Origin of the sequence: Eubacterium limosum (genome assembly GCF_000807675.2) — a bacterium.
In the GTDB taxonomy this organism is placed as follows: domain Bacteria; phylum Bacillota; class Clostridia; order Eubacteriales; family Eubacteriaceae; genus Eubacterium; species Eubacterium limosum.
This window is the reverse complement of record NZ_CP019962.1, coordinates 4,219,853-4,237,922: the sequence shown is the minus strand read 5'-3', so window position 1 is coordinate 4,237,922 and position 18,070 is coordinate 4,219,853. Positions and strand designations below refer to the sequence as shown.

Here is an 18,070-nt window from a genome sequence, read left to right as displayed (position 1 = left end):
ACCCGCTTCGGCTTGACCATAAGGCGTCAAGCCTCGGGGGCAGACCCCGTGGGCGTGGTTCCCTAAAGCCTAAAGGTAGGGCACGACGTCCTCGTCGTGCCGCAAGCAGGCATCAAAATTAAAAATAAGAAGGAGATTAAAAAATGCCAACAACCAGCAAGGATTTATCCATTTATTTTCAGCGTACAGACGGGAAGGAATATAAAATGACCATTCCGGATTACAAAGAGGGGATTACAGACACGGAGATCAGGACAGGGGCACAGGCCATTGTTGATTTGGGCGCTTTTGAGCCTGAGGGCTTCGCTCTGGCCAAGGTAACCGGAGCTGTGCGCGTCGATACCACTAAAACCGATGTGGTCATTGAGGATGCGGAATAAAAAGGGGGCGAAAGCCCCTTTTCAGAGTGTCCAAAAACTTTATCATAAAGAGACAAAGTTTAAAAAGAGGCTTGTCTAGTTGAAAGGTGAAAGTGGATAGTTCAGGTGCAAATCTGCTCCTGGCAGATTTGATTGAATGCGGCCCGTGGCCGCATTTTTAATGGCTTTGGCGGCAGCCAAAGGGGTCATGAACCTTCCAACTTCAACTTTCCACCTTCCACACAGGGAGAGGAGGGGGATTATATGAAAAAATTTTATAAACGTATTTTTATCACACTGGCCGCCGTGCTGGTCGTTGTTACCAGCGCGGTGTTTTTCGCAAATTTTCAGGGCATGCCAAAGTCGGCGCCAGAGGTATCAGCGCCGGCGGAGCCGGTAAATCCAGTACCCCGGCCTGCGGAGGAGATGGGCGCAGATACACCATCTGCGCCGGAAATTCCAGCGCCGCCCGAAGACCTGGAGCCTCGCGCGTCCACACATTTTCTGATGTCGGAATATGCCTGCGATTGCGCGGGCTGCTGCGATGGCTGGCCTGTGGACATGAATCCAGAGCTGCTTGAAAAAATAGAGGCGTTGCGTTGCACTTTCGATTGTCCGGTCATCATTACCTCGGGTGTGCGCTGCGTGGCGCGGAACGAGGAGGTAGGCGGTGTAAGCTGGTCCTTTCATAAACGTGGCTACGCGGCAGACCTGTACTGCCCGGGCGTGGCGGTGGGCGATCTGACGCTGGCGGCCAAAGAGCTGGGCATGAATGTGCTGCCCTACTACAGCCAGGGATACCTGCACGTTGAGGTCAACGGCTAGGCAGCTTTACTTTTCCGGTGCGGCGCAGTCGGCTGATCCTGAGCTCAGCAGCATTTCAAGCCCATGATCCAGCGCGGGCAGGATAGCGGCCAGGTTTTCGCGGACGGCCTTTGGGCTGCCGGGCAGGTTGATGATGAGGGTGCGCCCGCGGATACCGGCGGCGCTCCGGCTCAGCATGGCCTTTGGCGTGATCTTCAGGCTTTCATAGCGCATGGCTTCCGGAATGCCCGGCGTCAGCCGGTCACAGACCGAGATGGTGGCCTCGGGGGTAACATCTCGGGGTGAAAAGCCTGTGCCGCCTGTGGTCAGAATGAGATTGACCGGGTCGATGGCGTCGCACAGAGACTTTAAATTACTTTCAATAATGTGTTTTTCGTCGGGCAGGATGGCGGTGTGCACCACCTCGTACAGGTCTTTGTCCAGCATTCCGGCAATGACCGGGCCGCTTTTATCCTCACGTTCTCCGCGTGAGCCTTTATCGCTGAGGGTTAGAATGGCTACAGTAAACATGGTGTCCTCCTTAAAGTTCAAAGGTTGTGAATTCGTTGTCGAGCAGATCGATGTACAGCAGTTTTTTGCGCAGGATTTCCCCTTTTCCGGTTAGAATTTTCAGGGCCTCACTGACCTCCACCGCGGCGGCCAAAGCGGGCGTAAACGCTGGATTTCCACCGCTCTGGGGCTTGTAGGCTTCGTCGCCCTCCTTTACCTTATAGAGCAGCGAAAGGGTATCGTCTCCCGGGAAAATGGTGGTAACCTGGGCGTTGAAGCCGCCAATGGCGCCGTGTACCAGAGGCTTTTCCAGCTTTTTACAGGCTTTTTGGAGCGCGAGGCGCGCCGGGATGTTGTCCAGAGCGTCGATGACAACGTCGCTGTCGGCAATAAATTCCTCAGCGTTGCTCTCGTTTAGAAAGACATCGTATACGGTGACGGTAACGCCGCTGTTAATGGCATGAACTCTGGCGGCAGCTGCTTCAGCCTTTGGGCAGCCGATGTTTTCCTCGGTGCACAGGAGCTGGCGGTTCAGGTTGGAGACATCGAAAATATCGCCGTCAACCAGAATGAGCCCATCGATGCCAATGCGGGCCAGCGCCTCGATAATATAGCCTCCCAGGCCGCCGCAGCCCACCACGCTGACGGTGCTGCGCTGGATAATGGCAAAATTATCCGGCGAAAAGGCCGGAAAGTTGCGGTCGTATCTTTTGGTAAAAAGGTTCATCAGAAGGCCTCCTCAATGCTTGATATGCCCATTATAGCACGGTTTATAACGAAAAACCAAGATTTCCTGCATAAAATTACTTTTGATGGATTGACAGACACACTTTAACATGATAGAATTTAAAAATCGAAACTGCAATGTTAAAGGCTGTGACCAGAAAGAAGTAGGAATGCTTAAGTCTCCCAGAGAGCTGCCGGTTGGTGTGAGGCGGCGAGAACGGCGTTTTGAATACATTTTGTGAGCTGTGTACCGAAAGGGTTTTCCGAGTAGGCTGCAACGGGAGCGCCCGTTAAAGCGCAAGGGTATAAGCGTATGTATGCCGTACCCTGTGAGCGTGTCCGCTGTGAAGCGGCGCGAAATTGAGGTGGTACCGCGGGTATATTAGCTCCCGTCCTCTGTCTGGAGGACGGGATTTTTTTATTTGGCATTTTCCTGTCCGACGGATGTTTCTGTCGCGTTTTGGTAAAGCGGGTTATCCGCAAATTAAAAGGAGAGGATTATGGTTTAAAATGACAGAAAAGATTGTTTTACTCGTGGCGTTTTTTGCCAGTATGGTGATCGTTGGTTTCTACTGCCGGAAGCATTCCACCGATGTCAATGGGTTTGTGTTGGGAGGCCGCTCCGTCGGTCCGTGGTTAACGGCTTTTTCTTACGGGACTTCTTATTTTTCCGCCGTTATCTTTGTGGGCTATGCCGGACAGTTCGGCTGGAAATTTGGGATCGCGTCCACCTGGATTGGCCTGGGGAACGCGGTTTTAGGCTCGCTGCTGGCCTGGGTAGTGCTCGGGCGGCGCACCCGTATCATGACCCAGTATCTGGATACCGCCACCATGCCGGAATTTTTCGGCAAGCGCTTTGAATCAAATAAGCTGAAAATCGGGGCGTCCATCATTACCTTTGTGTTTTTAATCCCCTATACTGCCTCGCTTTATAACGGGCTCTCCCGTCTTTTCGGCATGGCCTTCAATATTGACTATACCGTCTGTATTGTCGTCATGGCAGTGCTGACAGGGATTTATGTGATTGCCGGGGGATATATGGCCACAGCCATCAATGATTTTATCCAGGGGATCATTATGATCTTTGGGATCATCGCCGTAGTGGCGGTGGTTCTCAGCAATAACGGCGGCTTTATGGAGGCGCTCAATACCCTGTCCCATGTCAATGACCCGGCGGTCTCCAGCCAGGCCGGGGCTTTCACGTCCTTCTTTGGCCCAGACCCCTTGTCGCTGTTGGGGGTTATTATCCTGACCTCCCTGGGAACCTGGGGGCTGCCGCAGATGGTCGGTAAGTTCTATGCGATCAAGGATGAGCACTCCATCAATAAGGGCATGGTTATTTCTACCTTTTTCGCCATTATTGTCGCTGGCGGTTCCTACTTTTTAGGCGGTTTTGGCCGTCTGTTCTCTGACCGGATCGACATTGCGACCGGAGGCTATGACGCTATTATCCCAACCATGCTGGAGGATCTGCCGTCCCTGCTTATTGGGATTGTGGTGATCCTGGTTCTGTCGGCGTCCATGTCCACACTGTCTTCGCTGGTCATGGCGTCCAGCTCGACCCTGGCCCTTGACCTGATCAAGGACAACCTGATTAAGAACATGGATGAAAAGAAGCAGGTCTTTACGATTCGCTGCCTGATTGTGGTCTTTATCCTGATTTCAGTGATTATTGCCATTGTGCAGTACAAGAGCTCGGTCACCTTTATTGCCCAGCTTATGGGCATATCCTGGGGTGCCTTAGCCGGTGCGTTTCTGGCGCCGTTCCTTTACGGCCTGTACTGGAAGCGGACAACCAAAGCAGCGGTCTGGGTTTCCTTTATTTTCAGCACGGCGCTCATGATCTGCAATATGCTCTTCCGCACGGCTTTCCCGCCGATTTTGCAGTCACCCATCAACGCGGGCGCCTTTGCCATGATCATGGGCCTGATCTTTGTGCCGGTGATCAGTCTTCTGACCAAAGCGCCCAGAAAGCGCCTGGTGGACGACGCCTTTGCATCCTACGATACCAAGGTCATTGTATCGGTTAAGGAAGATCTGGGAGAATAAAACCGTATTTAAGACACCCTTTGCCTTTTGGCAGAGGGTGTTTTTTATGTCTGAGGCGGTTCCTTATGCGTTTTTTAAAAAACTGAAAAGGTTTGACAAGCGGGCTTTTTGTCACTATACTGAGTACAGGTAAATGATTACAGGAGGAAAAACAATGGCCGATAACGCTAAAGACAGGACCTTTGAAACGGCTGAACTGCCGGAATACCGGGTGGAGGCCTACGTGGCTGAGGTACCCGTTCCCGAATATATGGAAAGCTGCGTGGATATTCCCACCTTTTTGGGTTATTGCGAGGCTTGTCCAAACTATGAAAAAACATGGGCCTGCCCGCCCTTTGATTTTTCGGTTCAGGATTTCTGGCTGGGCTACCGGAGCTTTTACATGAGCGGCAAGAAAATTGTCTTTGATACCCGGGAGCTTGGGCGGAAATATGCGGTAGAAGATTTTAAAAAGATTTCGGGGCAGATCCTTAAAAAAGAGAGCCACGCTCTCGAGGCTGAGCTCATAAAGCTTGAGACACAGTATCCGGGCAGTGTGGCGCTGTCGATGGGCAGCTGCGATGTCTGTGGAGAAGCAGGTTGCAGCAGACCTCTGGGAGAGCCCTGTAGGAGACCGGAAAGAATGCGTCATTCAGTAGAATCTGTAGGCGGCAATGTGGGGCTGTCGGTTAAGAAATACCTGAAACAGGAAATACAGTGGATGTCTGAAGAGAGGCTGCCCGATTATTTTATACTGATGGGCGGGCTTTTGAAGAAATAAAAAAAGGGCTGCGAAGCCCTTTTGACGGTCAAAGAAGTGGCGCGGTGCGAGACTGCGCCTTTTATCCAGATAAGAAAAAAGGTGCAGACGCTGCGGTAAACGGCCCAAAGTTGTGCTGCATTACCGGAACAGCCGGACACTGGAGAGATAAAGCGTCAGCTTTGGTGAAGAAGATAAAGGTGCGAGGATAATTCCCGCAGGACGCTTTTTTCTTTCTTAGGGAAAAGGCTTCATCTCTCATGTTTTTGTGCATTTAAAAAAGGGCAGAGAAGCCCTTTTTTAAGTGTCTGATATTTTCAGTCGAAGCCGTTTTAGCTTGTAACGCTGATATTTAACGTGCGTGTGTAGGTGGTTTCGTAGGTTTTCACCTGGCTGCCCTGCTGATAGTTGACAGAGACCTTCTGGGATACGGTAATCTGGGTAACGCCGGGGCTGACCGCGATAATTTGAATCTGATTGCCGTTTTGGGAAACCGAGGCGGAGGAGCCGCTTGCGGAAACCACTGTGGCCGGGTTGTTGGGGCCATTGGCAGTAACCGTGATGGATTTTCCAGACTGCATGTTGAGGGTGCCCCCAACAGCGCCGCCATTTACCAGGAATGTGATCTCAACCCCGGGAGCGGTGGTGTGTACCGGACAGGTCTGGGATTCGGGCGGAACCATGACGGACGCCTCGGAGGAGGCGATGTAGTCCGAATCTACCGGCGTGATCCCCTGGGGGAAATTCCGGTTGACCTTTTGCAGGCGCACCACGCTCTGCACCGAGCTGGCCGGGCAGTAGGGAGTCGCGTAGCTGTTTGTGGTGACATCCAGCGTAACCAGTGTATGGCAGTCGTCCTTTTCGGTAGGGGCGGTGCCGTCGATAAACATTTCATTAAATACCATGGACCCTCTGGGATCTTTGGCCGATAAATCGGTCGCCAGCTTGCCGGAGACGCGGTCAATGGCCGCGGTGACAATGCCGCCGGGGTTATCCGGGAAAGCAGACGGCTCAAGGCTTTCGTGAATATCGTTCATCACGGCCTCAAACATGGACGCAGGACCGGGCTTGCTGCCGCCAAAGATACCGATATTCAGATAATAGGTGCCTTCGTTGGTTTCCACGACATTTTCATCATAGCCATACCATACCGCCATGGAGTAATAGGGTGTGTAGCCGCAGAACCACGCGTGGCGGTTTTCATCGGTGGTACCGGTTTTTCCGGCCACAGGCTGGCCGTCCACATAAATATTGGTGGTTCCGCCGTTTACAACCCCTTTCAGGGCGTCGGTCATCAGATAGGCGGTCTGGGGCTTAAAGACCTGCTCGGAGCTGTCTGATTTTTCAAGCAGGGTTTTTCCGCTTCGGTCTACGACTTTTGTGTAGAAAGATGGTGTTTTGTGAACGCCCATATTTGGGAAGGTAGAATAAGCGCTGGCCATAGCCAGTGAGGACTGCCCGTGGGTATAGCCCCCGAGAGCCAGAGCCGCTGGCGTCATGTCATTGGCGTCGCCGTCCTGTACAATATCCAAGCCAAGGCGGGTACCGTAGAGAGCAGACTGGGTGAGCCCGGTCGCCACATTGGCCTGGACGGCAATGGTGTTCACCGAGCTGGTGATCCCCTCGCGCACGGTTGTCAGGCCCTCAAAGGTGCCGCTGGAGTTGTTTGGGCGCCAGCCCTGATAGGCGATTGGCACATCGGCGAAAACAGTGCCGAGGGTGATGGCTCCGGTGTCAATCCCGGGACCATAGGCAGTCAGGGGCTTGGTTGAGGAGCCGGACTGGAATTTTCGGGTGGCCCGGTTCAGGGACAGGTTGGTCTTTTCTTCCCGGCCGCCCACAATACCGGCTACATTGCCAGTACTGTTGTCAATGACGGTCATGCCGACCTCAGGGATATAGTTTGTTTCCACGCCTGTATCGGCTGTCTTAGCCTCAGAGGCCGCCGCTGCCGATCCAGACTGGGAAGGGTAGAGATCCTCGTTCAGAGATTCTGCTTCCATGGCGCTCTGGACCTTTGGGTCGACGGTGGCGTAGATGGTGAGCCCGCCGCCGAGCAGCATATCCGTCGCCTCATTTTCGGTGTAGCGGTATTTTGTCTGGAGGTCATTTACGACCTGTTCATAGACGGCGTCGGTAAAATAGGAGTAGGTGTTGTCTGGTTCATTATAGATAAGCCCTACCTGATTACTGGAAAGCTCCGCGCTGGCCTCGTCGTACTGAGCCTGGTCAATATAACCCAGCTCCAGCATCTTATCGACGACCAGAAGCGAGCGTTCCATGTTATTGGGGTTCAGGGTATAGCGGCCGTCTGGCTCAGTGGCAAAAACTTCATTGCCCTGCTCGTCGGTCGTATAGACATAAGGGTCATAATAGGACGGCGAGTTTGCAATGGAGGCCAGTATGGCCCCCTGGGCCACATTCAGGTCTGAGACACTTTTGCCAAAATAAATTTCAGAAGCGGCCTGAACGCCCCATGCGTGGGAAAGATTAATCTTATTCAGGTAGGCCTCCAGAATCTGGTCTTTGGTATAGACCCGTTCCAGCTTGGTGGCCAGCACCATTTCCTGAAATTTACGGGTGACGGTTTTTTCTGAGGTCAGGTGCGTGAGCTTTATGAGCTGCTGAGTAATGGTACTGCCGCCCGGCCCGTCCAGGCTCCCGCCCGAAAAAAGCACGCCGACTATGGCCCGGCCAAAGCGTTTGTAATCCACACCGTGGTGGCTGCGGAAACGCTGGTCCTCAATGGCGACAAAGGCATTCTGCACATGGTCTGGAATGGTGTCGATGGAGACGATCTCCCGCCGCTCAGCACCCTGGAGGTCCTGGTAGAAATTGCCATTGACATCCATGATGCGGGCGTTTTCGATGTAATTAAAGTTGTCGGTGTCAAGGGGTGGCGTCTGGGCATAGAGCACACCAAAGGCAGCGCCGCCGCTTGCGAGCGCTAAAACCAAAAGGACGATAAAAATCAAGCCGACCTTTTGGGGAATGGTCCGGTCATTCCAGCTGCGCTTCTTTTTTTTAGGACTTTTGGAAACAGGTTTCTCCGTTTTTCTGCCGTTTGGGGCGGCATCCTTGCGGAGCGGTGTTTTCGGTTTTGAACTTTGTTGATTCTGGGGTTCATTTTCAGGGGGTGTTTTATCTTCTAACATTATAAAACCTCCTACTTACTTAAGTTTCTGACCGTACTATTATATCTGTAAACGAAAAAAATAGCAATGAAATCGACAATGGAGAATTCCGGGGTAGAATAGATGAAGTAAATTACCGACCTTTTTTTAAGGCATTCGTGTTATAATAAACTCGCTGTCTGTGCAGACTGTCTGCGGCAGCAGCGGCGATTACTATATATTAAGGAAGTATTTATGACTGAAGTAAAGGCAGAAGGGGTGCGCCGGAGCATCCTGGACGAACTGAATAAACTGATTGGCTACACCATGGAGAACCAGGTACTGCTGGATGAGGACGTGCTTGCAGTGCTGGTCCGGCTCACGAAGACCCTGGGACGGGAAATTCTGGTGATGACCAACGACAAAAGCAAAATTGAATATGTGGGGATTGGCGACGCGTCCAAGGTGCCTCTGGACCACTCCAAGGTTCAGGAAAACCGGAAAAGCCTGAACCGCATCCGGGTTATCCATACCCATCCCGGCGGAAACCCGCATCTGTCAGAGGAGGATTTTTCAGCATCGGATAATTTATCGGTGGAATGTATGGTGGCCGTGGGCGTGGGGGAAGACAGGCCCGTACTGTTCGGTATTGGCGCGCCAGTGGTCAAAGATGGACAGGTGGTCTACGGCATGGGCATCTGTGAGTCTCTGGCGCAGCTGAATCGCTTCCCGCTGGAAAACTATGTGCTGGCCGCTAACCGCGCTCTGCGGCGGGACCCGAGTGCGGGCTTCGACATTGAGGACGAGAGGGAGCGCGCGCTTCTCATCGGAGTAGAGGTGAGCGGCAGCCGCGGCGGTATCGACCTTGAGGAATCCATGGAGGAGCTGGCCCGGCTGGTCGAAACGGCTGAAGGCGACGTGGCAGAGGTGGTGACCCAGCACCGGCCCCAGATCGATCCGGTCTTTTACGTTGGCCGGGGAAAGCTTCTGGAAATTCTGAAAATAATCCAGAATAAGGATATTAACCTGATTGTGGCCAACGATGAGCTCAGCGCCAACCAGATCGGCAATATTGAGGGCATCACAGGGGTTAAAACTATTGACCGCACCACCATCATTCTCGATATTTTCGCCCGCCAGGCAAAAACCCGGGAGGGTAAGCTCCAGGTGGAGCTGGCCCAGCAGAAGTACCGTCTCAGCCATCTGAAGGGACTGGGGATTGTGCTGTCCCGTACTGGCGGGGGCATCGGCACCCGCGGCCCGGGTGAAAAGAAGCTGGAAACGGACAGACGCCATATCCGCAGGCAGATCGACGAGCTGGAGCGCAAAAACGCCAAAATTAACCAGACCAATGAGCTGAATGCCAAGGGACGCAAGAAAAACAATATTCGTACCGTTTCCCTGATTGGCTATACCAACTCGGGCAAGAGCACGCTGTTTAATGTGCTCACAGAAAGCGACGCGGTCATTAAGGATGGGCTGTTCATCACCCTGGACTCCACCATCCGAAAGGTACGCCCCGAAGCCGGGGATTACCTGGTGTCCGATACGGTAGGCTTTATCGAAAAGCTTCCCCATGAGCTGATCAAGGCTTTTAAAACGACCCTGAAAGAGGTGGAAACCGCCGATCTGCTTCTGCATGTGGTGGACGCCTCCAACCCCAATTATAAAAGCCAGATCGAGGTGGTCAATCAGGTGCTGCGGGATATCGGGTCAGGCCATAAGAAGGTGCTGATGGTTTATAACAAGATGGACAGGCTGTTGCCTGAAGAGCGGGAGCGCTTTGAGAACAGAGCCGCCCGGGCTGGCGACGCCATCTGCATTTCCGCAAGGGAGAAATGGCATATCGGGGCGCTGACAGAAATAATTGACGGTGATCTCAGGGGCATGTCGCTTGAAAAGACCTATTGTATTCCTTATGAGGATAGCCGCGCCATGGCCGTGCTCCATGAAAAGAGTACGGTTCTGGATACCCGGTACGACGAGGGCGGCACACGGGTCCGGGTTTCCATCAATGGAGACTTTCCAGCGCATCAATATGAAAAGTATGAAGTAGAAGCTGAGTAACAGGAGGATAGAATGGAACAGCAGGATTATCTGACAGTGCTCACCCCTTTTGAGACAGAGCTTGAGATTAAAAAATCCCGTTTTATCGGGCGAGTTTATCCCATTCAGGATGAAACTGAGGCGGATACGATTCTCGCCGGGGTAAAAAAAGAGCATTACAAGGCCACCCACGTTTGCTCTGCCTGGGTTCTGAACACGGTTCCGGCCCGCCAGAAGGCAAGCGACGACGGCGAGCCCTCGGGAACGGCCGGGAAGCCGATTCTGGAGGTCATTAACAAGCGCGCGGTTAAAAATGTACTGGTGCTGGTCATCCGCTATTTTGGCGGGATCAAGCTGGGCGCTGGCGGTCTTATCCGGGCCTACAGCGGGACAGCGGCCGAAGTTCTGAACCAGTGCGAGGTGGTCAAGAAGCAGTTTTCTGACATTATTAAAGTTGAGATCGACTATACGAGCTACGGCGGACTGATGAATGTACTGGCCGCCGCAGGCTATAAGCCAGCCGCCGAAAGCTTTGGCGAAAAGGTGGGTCTGGACTTTGAAATCGAGGTAAAGAAAACCGAGGGTTTCCTGGCGCTGATCCGGGAAACCACCAACGGGCGTTTTGATTACGCGGTTGTGGAACAGCGCTACGTGGACATACCTTTTTTAAATTAAGCGTTGATGAACCGAAACGTGTATGATACAATTAGTAGTCGGAACAAGAATTTATATAAAGCATTGCAGTAAAGGCGTATAACGCGCTTTGTTGCAGTGATGATTGAACTTTAAACGGAGGAATAATATGTCAGGACATTCAAAATGGGCCAATATTAAAAACAGAAAAGGGAAACAGGATGCTGCCAAGGGTAAGGTTTTTACTAAAATGGCAAAATACATCGCTGTCGCTGCGCGTGAAGGCGGATCAGACCCTGAAATGAACGCGAAACTGCGCGACGCCGTGGCAAAGGCAAAGGCTGCCAACATGCCGAATGATAACATTGACCGCGCCATTAAAAAGGGTGCCGGTGAGCTTCAGGGCGCTGTGTATGAAGAAATTACCTATGAAGGCTACGGCCCATCAGGTGTTGCGGTTATTGTGCAGTGTCTGACTGACAATAAAAACAGAACCGCGGGCGATGTGCGCCACGCTTTTGATAAAAACGGCGGAAACCTTGGAACCAGCGGCTGTGTAAGCTTTATGTTTACCAAAAAAGGCCGTATCATGATCGAAAAGAGCGACGCCATCGACGAGGATGAACTGATGATGGTTGCCCTGGACGCAGGTGCGGAGGATATGGAAACTTCAGATGAAGGTTACGAAATCTCCACCACCCCAGAGGATTTCGCGGCGGTTATGGACGCCTTGAGAGATAACGGCATCGAGGTGTTATCCGGCGAGGTTGCCATGATCCCATCTACCGAAACCTCATTAAGCGAAGAGGACGCTAAAAAAATGGAAAAAATGCTGGATATGTTTGACGATAACGATGATATCCAGGAAGTATGGCACAACTGGAACGAAGAATAAATACCCGCGGGCCGATTTGGAGGTACCCAGATGAGTAAAAAGAAAAAAAAGCCGGTAAAAGAGCCAAAGGTTAAGAAACAGGGAAAGGGTAAGGACTTTCTGGTCTTTATCATCATTGCTTTCGTCATGGTCTTTTTAACCTCATCCTTTATTGTGGAGGATGTTTATAATTATGCAGACCGTATTGTCATGACACCGGAAGGTGTGAAGGAAGTATATGCGGCCAGTATAGGCCAGTCAACCTTTGTGGAAGAAGTGAAGGAAAAAAACAATTCGAGCACGACCACACAGAAAGCACAGCCGACAGCAGAGCCGACGGTAACGCCTGAGCCGACTACAGCAGCGACGCCGGAGGCCACCCCAGAGGAAAATCCGACGCCGACCCCGGCAGAGAACGAGTAAAAATAAAGGTTGTTTAAGAGAAGTAAGGACTTTCACCGGTTCTTACTTTTTTATGCTTTACAAGACGTTAAAGTCTGATATAATCTAATCATCTTAAGATATAAAGACGCCCGGCCCTTATGAAAAAAACGCGTTTGCGCGTACTGCGTTTACAGCTTACAGGCCGGAGGATCGATAAAGAAAAGAGGACTAAAATGAAGGTGGTAACGCCACAGGAAATGGCACAAATGGACCAGAAAACAATTGCTTCCGGTATCAGTGGAATTGATTTGATGGAAAAAGCCGGTACAGAGTGTACCCGGGTGATTGAAAGCACGCTGAAGGAGGATATGCTGATCTGTGTGATCTGCGGTCCAGGCAATAACGGCGGCGATGGCCAGGTCATTGCCCGACAGCTCAGCGAAAAGGGATTTTCGGTTCAGGTGTTCTTTACCGAATCGGCGGATAAGATGTCTCCGGACAGCCAGACCAACTACAGCCGTCTTCAGGAGACCCGTGCAGTCGTCCAGTTTTTGTCGCATGAGGCTGGCCTTGAAGGTTTTGAGGCCTCTCTGGCCGGAGCAGATCTGGTGGTGGACGCTGTTTTTGGAACAGGACTTAAGGACCGCCCGCTGGGAGAATGGTATGAGAAGCTGTTGAACGCCGTTAACGCGTGTGGAAAACGCATTGTCGCCATTGATATTCCTTCCGGCCTGCGGGGGGATAACGGGCTGACATTGGATGCTGCCGTGGAGGCAGATCAGACCATTATTATCCAGAACTATAAGGTGGGCTGTCTGCTGAACGATGGTCCGGACTATGTGGGCGAGCCGGTGCTTGTGGACATCGGAATTGACGAAAACTGCATCGAAAACAACAAATATTTTGTGCAGAAGCAAAACCTGCTCTGTCCGGTAAAGCGTAAAAAGAATTCCCATAAATACGATTATGGCTCAGTGGTGATTATCGCAGGCTCAAAAGGGATGATTGGCGCAGGACTTTTGGCCACCGAAGGCGCCCTGAAGAGCGGCGCGGGCCTGGTTACCAGCTATGTCCCGCTGGAGGTTTATCTGCCGGTGGCGGCGCGCTCTCCGGTTGAGGTTATGATCAAAACCTACGACTGTAATATTACCGGAGAAGATATTGAGCACGACCGCAAGCGCGTGGTGCTCATAGGACCGGGGATTGGCCGTAAAAAGAATTACAGCATTATTTTAAACGACCTGCTGTACAATACCACAGTCCCGGTAGTCATCGACGCCGATGGGCTTTTCCACCTGTCCAGAAATCTGGACGTACTCAGGGAGTCCAAAACACCAGTTATCCTGACGCCCCATTTTGGCGAATTCTCGACGCTTACCGGCGTAGACCGGGAAGACATTCTGGAAGATCCCATTGGCTATGGCCGCCGTTTTGCAGAGGAATACCAGGTAGTGCTGGTGCTTAAGGGCTACAGATCCATGATATTCAGCCCAGAGGGCGAGGTCTTTTTTAATTCAACCAGCAACCCGGGAATGGCGACCGCCGGTTCCGGCGATGTGCTGGCCGGGATGATCGCAGGCTTTGCGGGACAGAGCGTGGACCTGCTTGAGGCGGCGAAGGCTGGCGTTTTTTATCACGGCGCCGCTGGCGATTACTACGCTGAACGTTATGGTGAAAGCACCCTGACAGCGAGAAATATCATTGATTCGTTTAAATATGTACTCAATTAGGAGGGTTAATGAATAAGACATATAAAATAATGACTTTTGGCTGCCAGATGAACGAAAATGATTCTGAAAAGATTTCTGGCCTGCTGAAAAATATGGGTTATACGCCCGAGGAAGATGTCCATAAGGCAGGAGTCGTTATCCTGAACACCTGCAGTGTGCGTGAAAACGCGGATGTGCGCGTGTTTGGAAATCTGGGCACCTTTAAATCCGTTAAAAAAGTAAATCCCGATCTTGTGCTGGCAGTGTGCGGCTGTATGATGCAGCAGCCTGAGATCGTTAAAAAAATAAAAGAAAAATATCCCCAGGTCGATCTGGTTTTCGGGACACACAATATTCACCAGTTTCCGCAGATGCTGGGAAATTATCTGCAAAGAGGCGAGCGGATTTTTGAAATATGGGATGACAGCAGTGAGATTATTGAGGATCTGCCAGTGGACCGGAAATACCCTTTTAAAAGCTTTGTGACCATTATGAACGGGTGCAATAATTTCTGCACCTACTGTATCGTTCCTTATACCAGAGGCCGTGAGGTCAGCCGCCAGCCGGAAAAGATCATTGAAGAGGTGACCCGCCTGGCCGACGAGGGTGGTCTTGAGGTCACGCTTTTAGGGCAGAATGTAAACTCTTACGGTAACGACCTGAAAACAGGGTACCATTTTGCCGACCTGCTCAGGGATTTGAACCAAATCGAGAAAATTAAGCGCATCCGTTTTATGACCTCGCATCCAAAGGATCTGACCGACGAGGTCATTGAGGCCATCGCCCAGTGTGACAAAGTCTGCCCGGCGATTCATCTGGCCATCCAGTCCGGGAGCACCCGGGTATTAAAGGCCATGAACCGCCGCTATACCAAGGAACAGATCATTGATCTGGTGGACAGGGTACGGAGCAGAATACCAGATGTGGCCATCACAACCGATATTATCGTGGGCTTTCCGGGAGAAACCGAGGAGGATTTTCAGGATACACTGGAGGTGATGCGGGCCTGTAAATTTGACTCCGCCTTTTCTTTCATCTATTCCATAAGAACCGGCACCCCGGCCGCTACCATGGAGAACCAGATTCCGGATGAAATCAAACATGACCGGCTAAACCGCCTGCTGGACGTCCTGCGCGATATCAGCTTTGGCCTGAACAGTAAGTATGAGGGCAGAGTGCTTCCCGTACTGGTGGAAGAACCCAGCAAAAATAATACGGACCGTCTCAGCGGCCGTACCGAAACCGGTAAGCTGGTCAATTTTGAGGGCAGTTTTGACCATATTGGCCAGATTGTGAACGTCAAAATTACAAAGGTGGGCAGTTTTAGTCTGACAGGAGTAGAAATTTAATACAATGGAGAATTGAAAATTGAATAAAATGCGGCCATTGGCCGCGTTTGATCAAATCCGTAAAGCAGATGTGGACATTAATTTTCCGTTTTTCATTTTCCATTTTCAATTAATTTAGAAAGGGGTGATCATTTGGGCCTGACACCAATGATGCAGCAGTATTTGGAAACCCACGAGAAGGTAAAGGACGCGATTTTATTTTTTCGGCTCGGGGATTTTTATGAAATGTTTTTTGACGATGCCTTAAAGGCTTCGAAGGAGCTTGAGATCGCCTTAACCGGAAGAGACTGCGGACTGGACGAGCGCGCCCCCATGTGCGGGGTGCCCTACCACGCGGCCGAAAGCTATATTACCAAACTGGTCGAAAAAGGCTATAAGGTAGCCATCTGCGAACAGATGGAGGACCCCTCGGTGGCAAAGGGGATCGTCAAGCGTGAGATTATCCGAGTGATTTCCCCGGGCACCATCGCTGAGGGAAAGCTGCTGGAATCAAAAAAGAATAATTATCTGATGTCTCTGTACCAGGAAAAAAACACCATCGGCCTGGCCTATCTGGATATTTCCACCGGAGACTTTTTTGTCACGGAAATTTCAGGAAAAAATACGCTGGCGCTGCTGATGGATGAGGTGGGAAAAATCGGCCCGTCAGAGATTTTAGTCAATCCCACGCTTTTTAAGGACACCGGGACCATTAAAACGCTGGAAGAAAAATTTGGGATTATGACCAATCTATATCCGGCCAGATATTTTGAGTTCAAGGCTTCAGAGTCAAGGCTCAAGGAGCAGTTTGACGTTTATTCTTTGACAGCTCTGGATCTGGAGCGGCGGGAGCACAGCGTGCGGGCTGCCGGCGCACTCCTGCGCTATATTGACGAGACCCAGAAGCGGGTGCTCACGCATATTAACCATGTATCCTACTATAAGAATGATGAATACATGATTCTGGACCTGTCCACAAGACGCAACCTGGAGCTGACCGAGACCATACGCTCTGGGGAGAAGAAGGGAAGCCTGCTCTGGGTTTTGGATAAGACGGTCACCGCCATGGGCGGACGAATGCTGCGCCGGTGGCTGGAAGCGCCGCTGCTTGAAAAAAAGGCGATTGAAGCCCGGCAGGATATGGTGGAGGAGCTGTACCGCCACCCGGGAGCCCTTAAAGATTTAAAGGGCGTTTTGGGAAAGGTATATGACCTTGAGCGTATCTGTGGGAAAATATCCTTCGGAACCTGTAACCCCAAGGATATGCTGTCGCTTAAGCAGTCTGTTTCTGCCCTGCCGCTGCTGCAGGCGTTTTTCGCTGGCATCGACGCTCCAGTGTTCAGAAAGCGCTACGGAGAGGCCGATTTGTTAACCGATATTTACGAGCTCATCGAGACAAGCATTGACGACAACGCGCCCTTTGCCTTAAAGGATGGCAAGGTCATCAAACGCGGCTACAATGAGGAGATTGACGGCTACCGCGAGGCGAGCGAAAAAGGGAAGGACTGGATTCGTGACCTGGAGCTTAAGGAACGGCAGCGCACGGGCATCAAATCACTGAAGGTCAAGTACAACCGTGTGTTTGGCTATTTCATTGAAATTACCAAGACCAATCTGGACCAGACCCCCGATGATTATATCCGTAAACAGACCCTGGCCAACGCAGAGCGCTTTTTCACCCCGGAGCTCAAGGAAATGGAAACCAAGATTCTGGGCTCAGAGGAGCGGCTGGCGCAGCTGGAATATGAGATTTTCCAGGACGTCCGGGAAAAAATCATCGGGCAGATCGCCAGAATTCAGAAACGGGCCAGAGACGTGGCCGAAATTGATGCCCTGTATTCTCTGGCGCAGGTTGCAATAGCGGGCAATTATGTAAAACCAGAGATCACAAACGGACCGGAGCTGGAAATTGAAAATGGCCGGCACCCTGTGGTCGAGGAGATCATCGGCATCAATCATTTTGTGACCAACGGCTGCCATTTTGACGGCAAGGACCTCCGGATGATGCTGATCACCGGGCCGAATATGGCCGGAAAATCCACCTATATCCGCCAGATAGCAGTCATTGCCCTTATGGCCCAGATTGGTTCCTTTATCCCGGCAGACAGTGGAAAAATCGGCATTGTCGACCGTATTTTCACCCGTGTCGGAGCCTCTGATGATCTGGCGACCGGGCAGAGCACCTTTATGGTCGAGATGACAGAGGTCTCCAATATTCTCAAAAACGCCACCCGGGACAGTCTGGTCATTCTGGATGAAATCGGCCGGGGGACCAGCACCTTTGACGGCATCAGCATTGCCTGGGCGGTGGTGGAATACCTCTGGGATGAGCAGATTATCGGGGCCAAAACGCTTTTTGCCACACACTATCATGAACTCACAGAGCTCGAGCATCTGAAGCCTGGCATCAAAAACTTTAGTATCGGCGTCAGGGAAACCCCGGAGGGAGTGGTCTTTTTAAGAAAGATCAAGCCCGGCAGCGCAGACCAGAGCTATGGGATCGAGGTTGCCAAGCTCGCAGGGTTCCCGCCGGCGGTTACAAACCGCGCCAGGGAAATCTTGAATATCCTGGATCAGGGTGAGGACACTTACCGCGAGGGAATGATCGCGGCCGAAAAACCGTCCTTTGAGAGCGCGCAGATAAATTTCTTTGATAGGATTCCTGCCATGTCGGAGGAGGAAAAAGCAGTGCTCAACAGTATAAAAGACCTGCCCATCAACGAGATGACCCCAATGGAGGCCATGAATCAGCTTTACGGCCTGCAGAGCAAGCTGAAAGATAACTAAGGGCGCGCA

Annotated in this window: 14 protein-coding genes and 1 other annotated feature; of the genes, 11 read left to right on the top strand and 3 right to left on the bottom strand. The window is 51.7% G+C overall.

The annotated features are described in order from the left end of the window. The first annotated feature begins 143 nt into the window (after positions 1-143). The gene (locus B2M23_RS19940) at positions 144-380 is read left to right on the top strand and encodes a DUF2922 domain-containing protein (RefSeq protein ID WP_038351310.1); all 237 of its coding nucleotides are present in this window, start codon (positions 144-146) and stop codon (positions 378-380) included. A 243-nt stretch (positions 381-623) separates the two neighbouring features. Then, positions 624-1,184 carry a YcbK family protein gene (locus B2M23_RS19935; RefSeq protein ID WP_052237103.1) on the top strand — a complete coding sequence of 187 codons (561 nt, stop codon included), beginning with the start codon at positions 624-626 and terminating at the stop codon, positions 1,182-1,184. A 6-nt stretch (positions 1,185-1,190) separates the two neighbouring features. Here the strand turns inward: B2M23_RS19935 and B2M23_RS19930 are convergent, their stop codons facing one another. Both B2M23_RS19930 and B2M23_RS19925 read right to left on the bottom strand, forming a co-directional pair. Next, positions 1,191-1,694 carry a MogA/MoaB family molybdenum cofactor biosynthesis protein gene (locus B2M23_RS19930; protein WP_038351311.1) on the bottom strand — a complete coding sequence of 168 codons (504 nt, stop codon included), beginning with the start codon at positions 1,692-1,694 and terminating at the stop codon, positions 1,191-1,193. Between the two features lie 10 nt (positions 1,695-1,704). Further along, positions 1,705-2,400: a HesA/MoeB/ThiF family protein gene (locus B2M23_RS19925; RefSeq protein ID WP_038351312.1), complete on the bottom strand. Its 696-nt coding sequence runs from the start codon at positions 2,398-2,400 to the stop codon at positions 1,705-1,707. A 140-nt stretch (positions 2,401-2,540) separates the two neighbouring features. Next, positions 2,541-2,799, top strand: a binding site (T-box leader). Positions 2,800-2,909: 110 nt separating this feature from the next. Here B2M23_RS19925 and B2M23_RS19920 point away from each other — a divergent pair. After that, positions 2,910-4,448, top strand: coding sequence for a sodium:solute symporter family protein (locus tag B2M23_RS19920; RefSeq protein WP_038351313.1), 1,539 nt, complete (start codon positions 2,910-2,912; stop codon positions 4,446-4,448). Positions 4,449-4,602: 154 nt separating this feature from the next. Beyond that, a complete protein-coding gene (locus B2M23_RS19915) occupies positions 4,603-5,208 on the top strand; it encodes a DUF2284 domain-containing protein (protein ID WP_052237104.1) in 606 nt (201 codons plus the stop codon). Positions 5,209-5,519: 311 nt separating this feature from the next. Here the strand turns inward: B2M23_RS19915 and B2M23_RS19910 are convergent, their stop codons facing one another. Beyond that, the gene (locus B2M23_RS19910) at positions 5,520-8,342 is read right to left on the bottom strand and encodes a transglycosylase domain-containing protein (protein WP_052237105.1); all 2,823 of its coding nucleotides are present in this window, start codon (positions 8,340-8,342) and stop codon (positions 5,520-5,522) included. A gap of 213 nt (positions 8,343-8,555) precedes the next feature. Between B2M23_RS19910 and hflX the strand changes: the two genes are divergently transcribed. From hflX to mutS, 7 genes are all read left to right on the top strand, one after another. After that, the gene (gene hflX / locus B2M23_RS19905) at positions 8,556-10,367 is read left to right on the top strand and encodes a GTPase HflX (protein ID WP_038351314.1); all 1,812 of its coding nucleotides are present in this window, start codon (positions 8,556-8,558) and stop codon (positions 10,365-10,367) included. 12 nt (positions 10,368-10,379) lie between these two features. Continuing rightward, the gene (locus tag B2M23_RS19900; protein WP_052237106.1) at positions 10,380-11,021 is read left to right on the top strand and encodes a YigZ family protein; all 642 of its coding nucleotides are present in this window, start codon (positions 10,380-10,382) and stop codon (positions 11,019-11,021) included. A gap of 127 nt (positions 11,022-11,148) precedes the next feature. After that, a complete protein-coding gene (locus B2M23_RS19895) occupies positions 11,149-11,874 on the top strand; it encodes a YebC/PmpR family DNA-binding transcriptional regulator (RefSeq protein WP_038351315.1) in 726 nt (241 codons plus the stop codon). Between the two features lie 30 nt (positions 11,875-11,904). Next, a complete protein-coding gene (locus B2M23_RS19890) occupies positions 11,905-12,276 on the top strand; it encodes a hypothetical protein (protein WP_013380963.1) in 372 nt (123 codons plus the stop codon). 194 nt (positions 12,277-12,470) lie between these two features. Continuing rightward, on the top strand, positions 12,471-13,967 hold the full coding sequence (locus B2M23_RS19885) for a bifunctional ADP-dependent NAD(P)H-hydrate dehydratase/NAD(P)H-hydrate epimerase (protein WP_038351316.1): 1,497 nt from the start codon (positions 12,471-12,473) through the stop codon (positions 13,965-13,967). An 8-nt stretch (positions 13,968-13,975) separates the two neighbouring features. Further along, positions 13,976-15,295, top strand: a complete 1,320-nt coding sequence (miaB, locus tag B2M23_RS19880) for a tRNA (N6-isopentenyl adenosine(37)-C2)-methylthiotransferase MiaB (protein ID WP_038351317.1) — start codon at positions 13,976-13,978, stop codon at positions 15,293-15,295. 147 nt (positions 15,296-15,442) lie between these two features. Continuing rightward, positions 15,443-18,061, top strand: coding sequence for a DNA mismatch repair protein MutS (gene mutS, locus B2M23_RS19875; RefSeq protein ID WP_423240882.1), 2,619 nt, complete (start codon positions 15,443-15,445; stop codon positions 18,059-18,061). Positions 18,062-18,070: the final 9 nt, after the last annotated feature.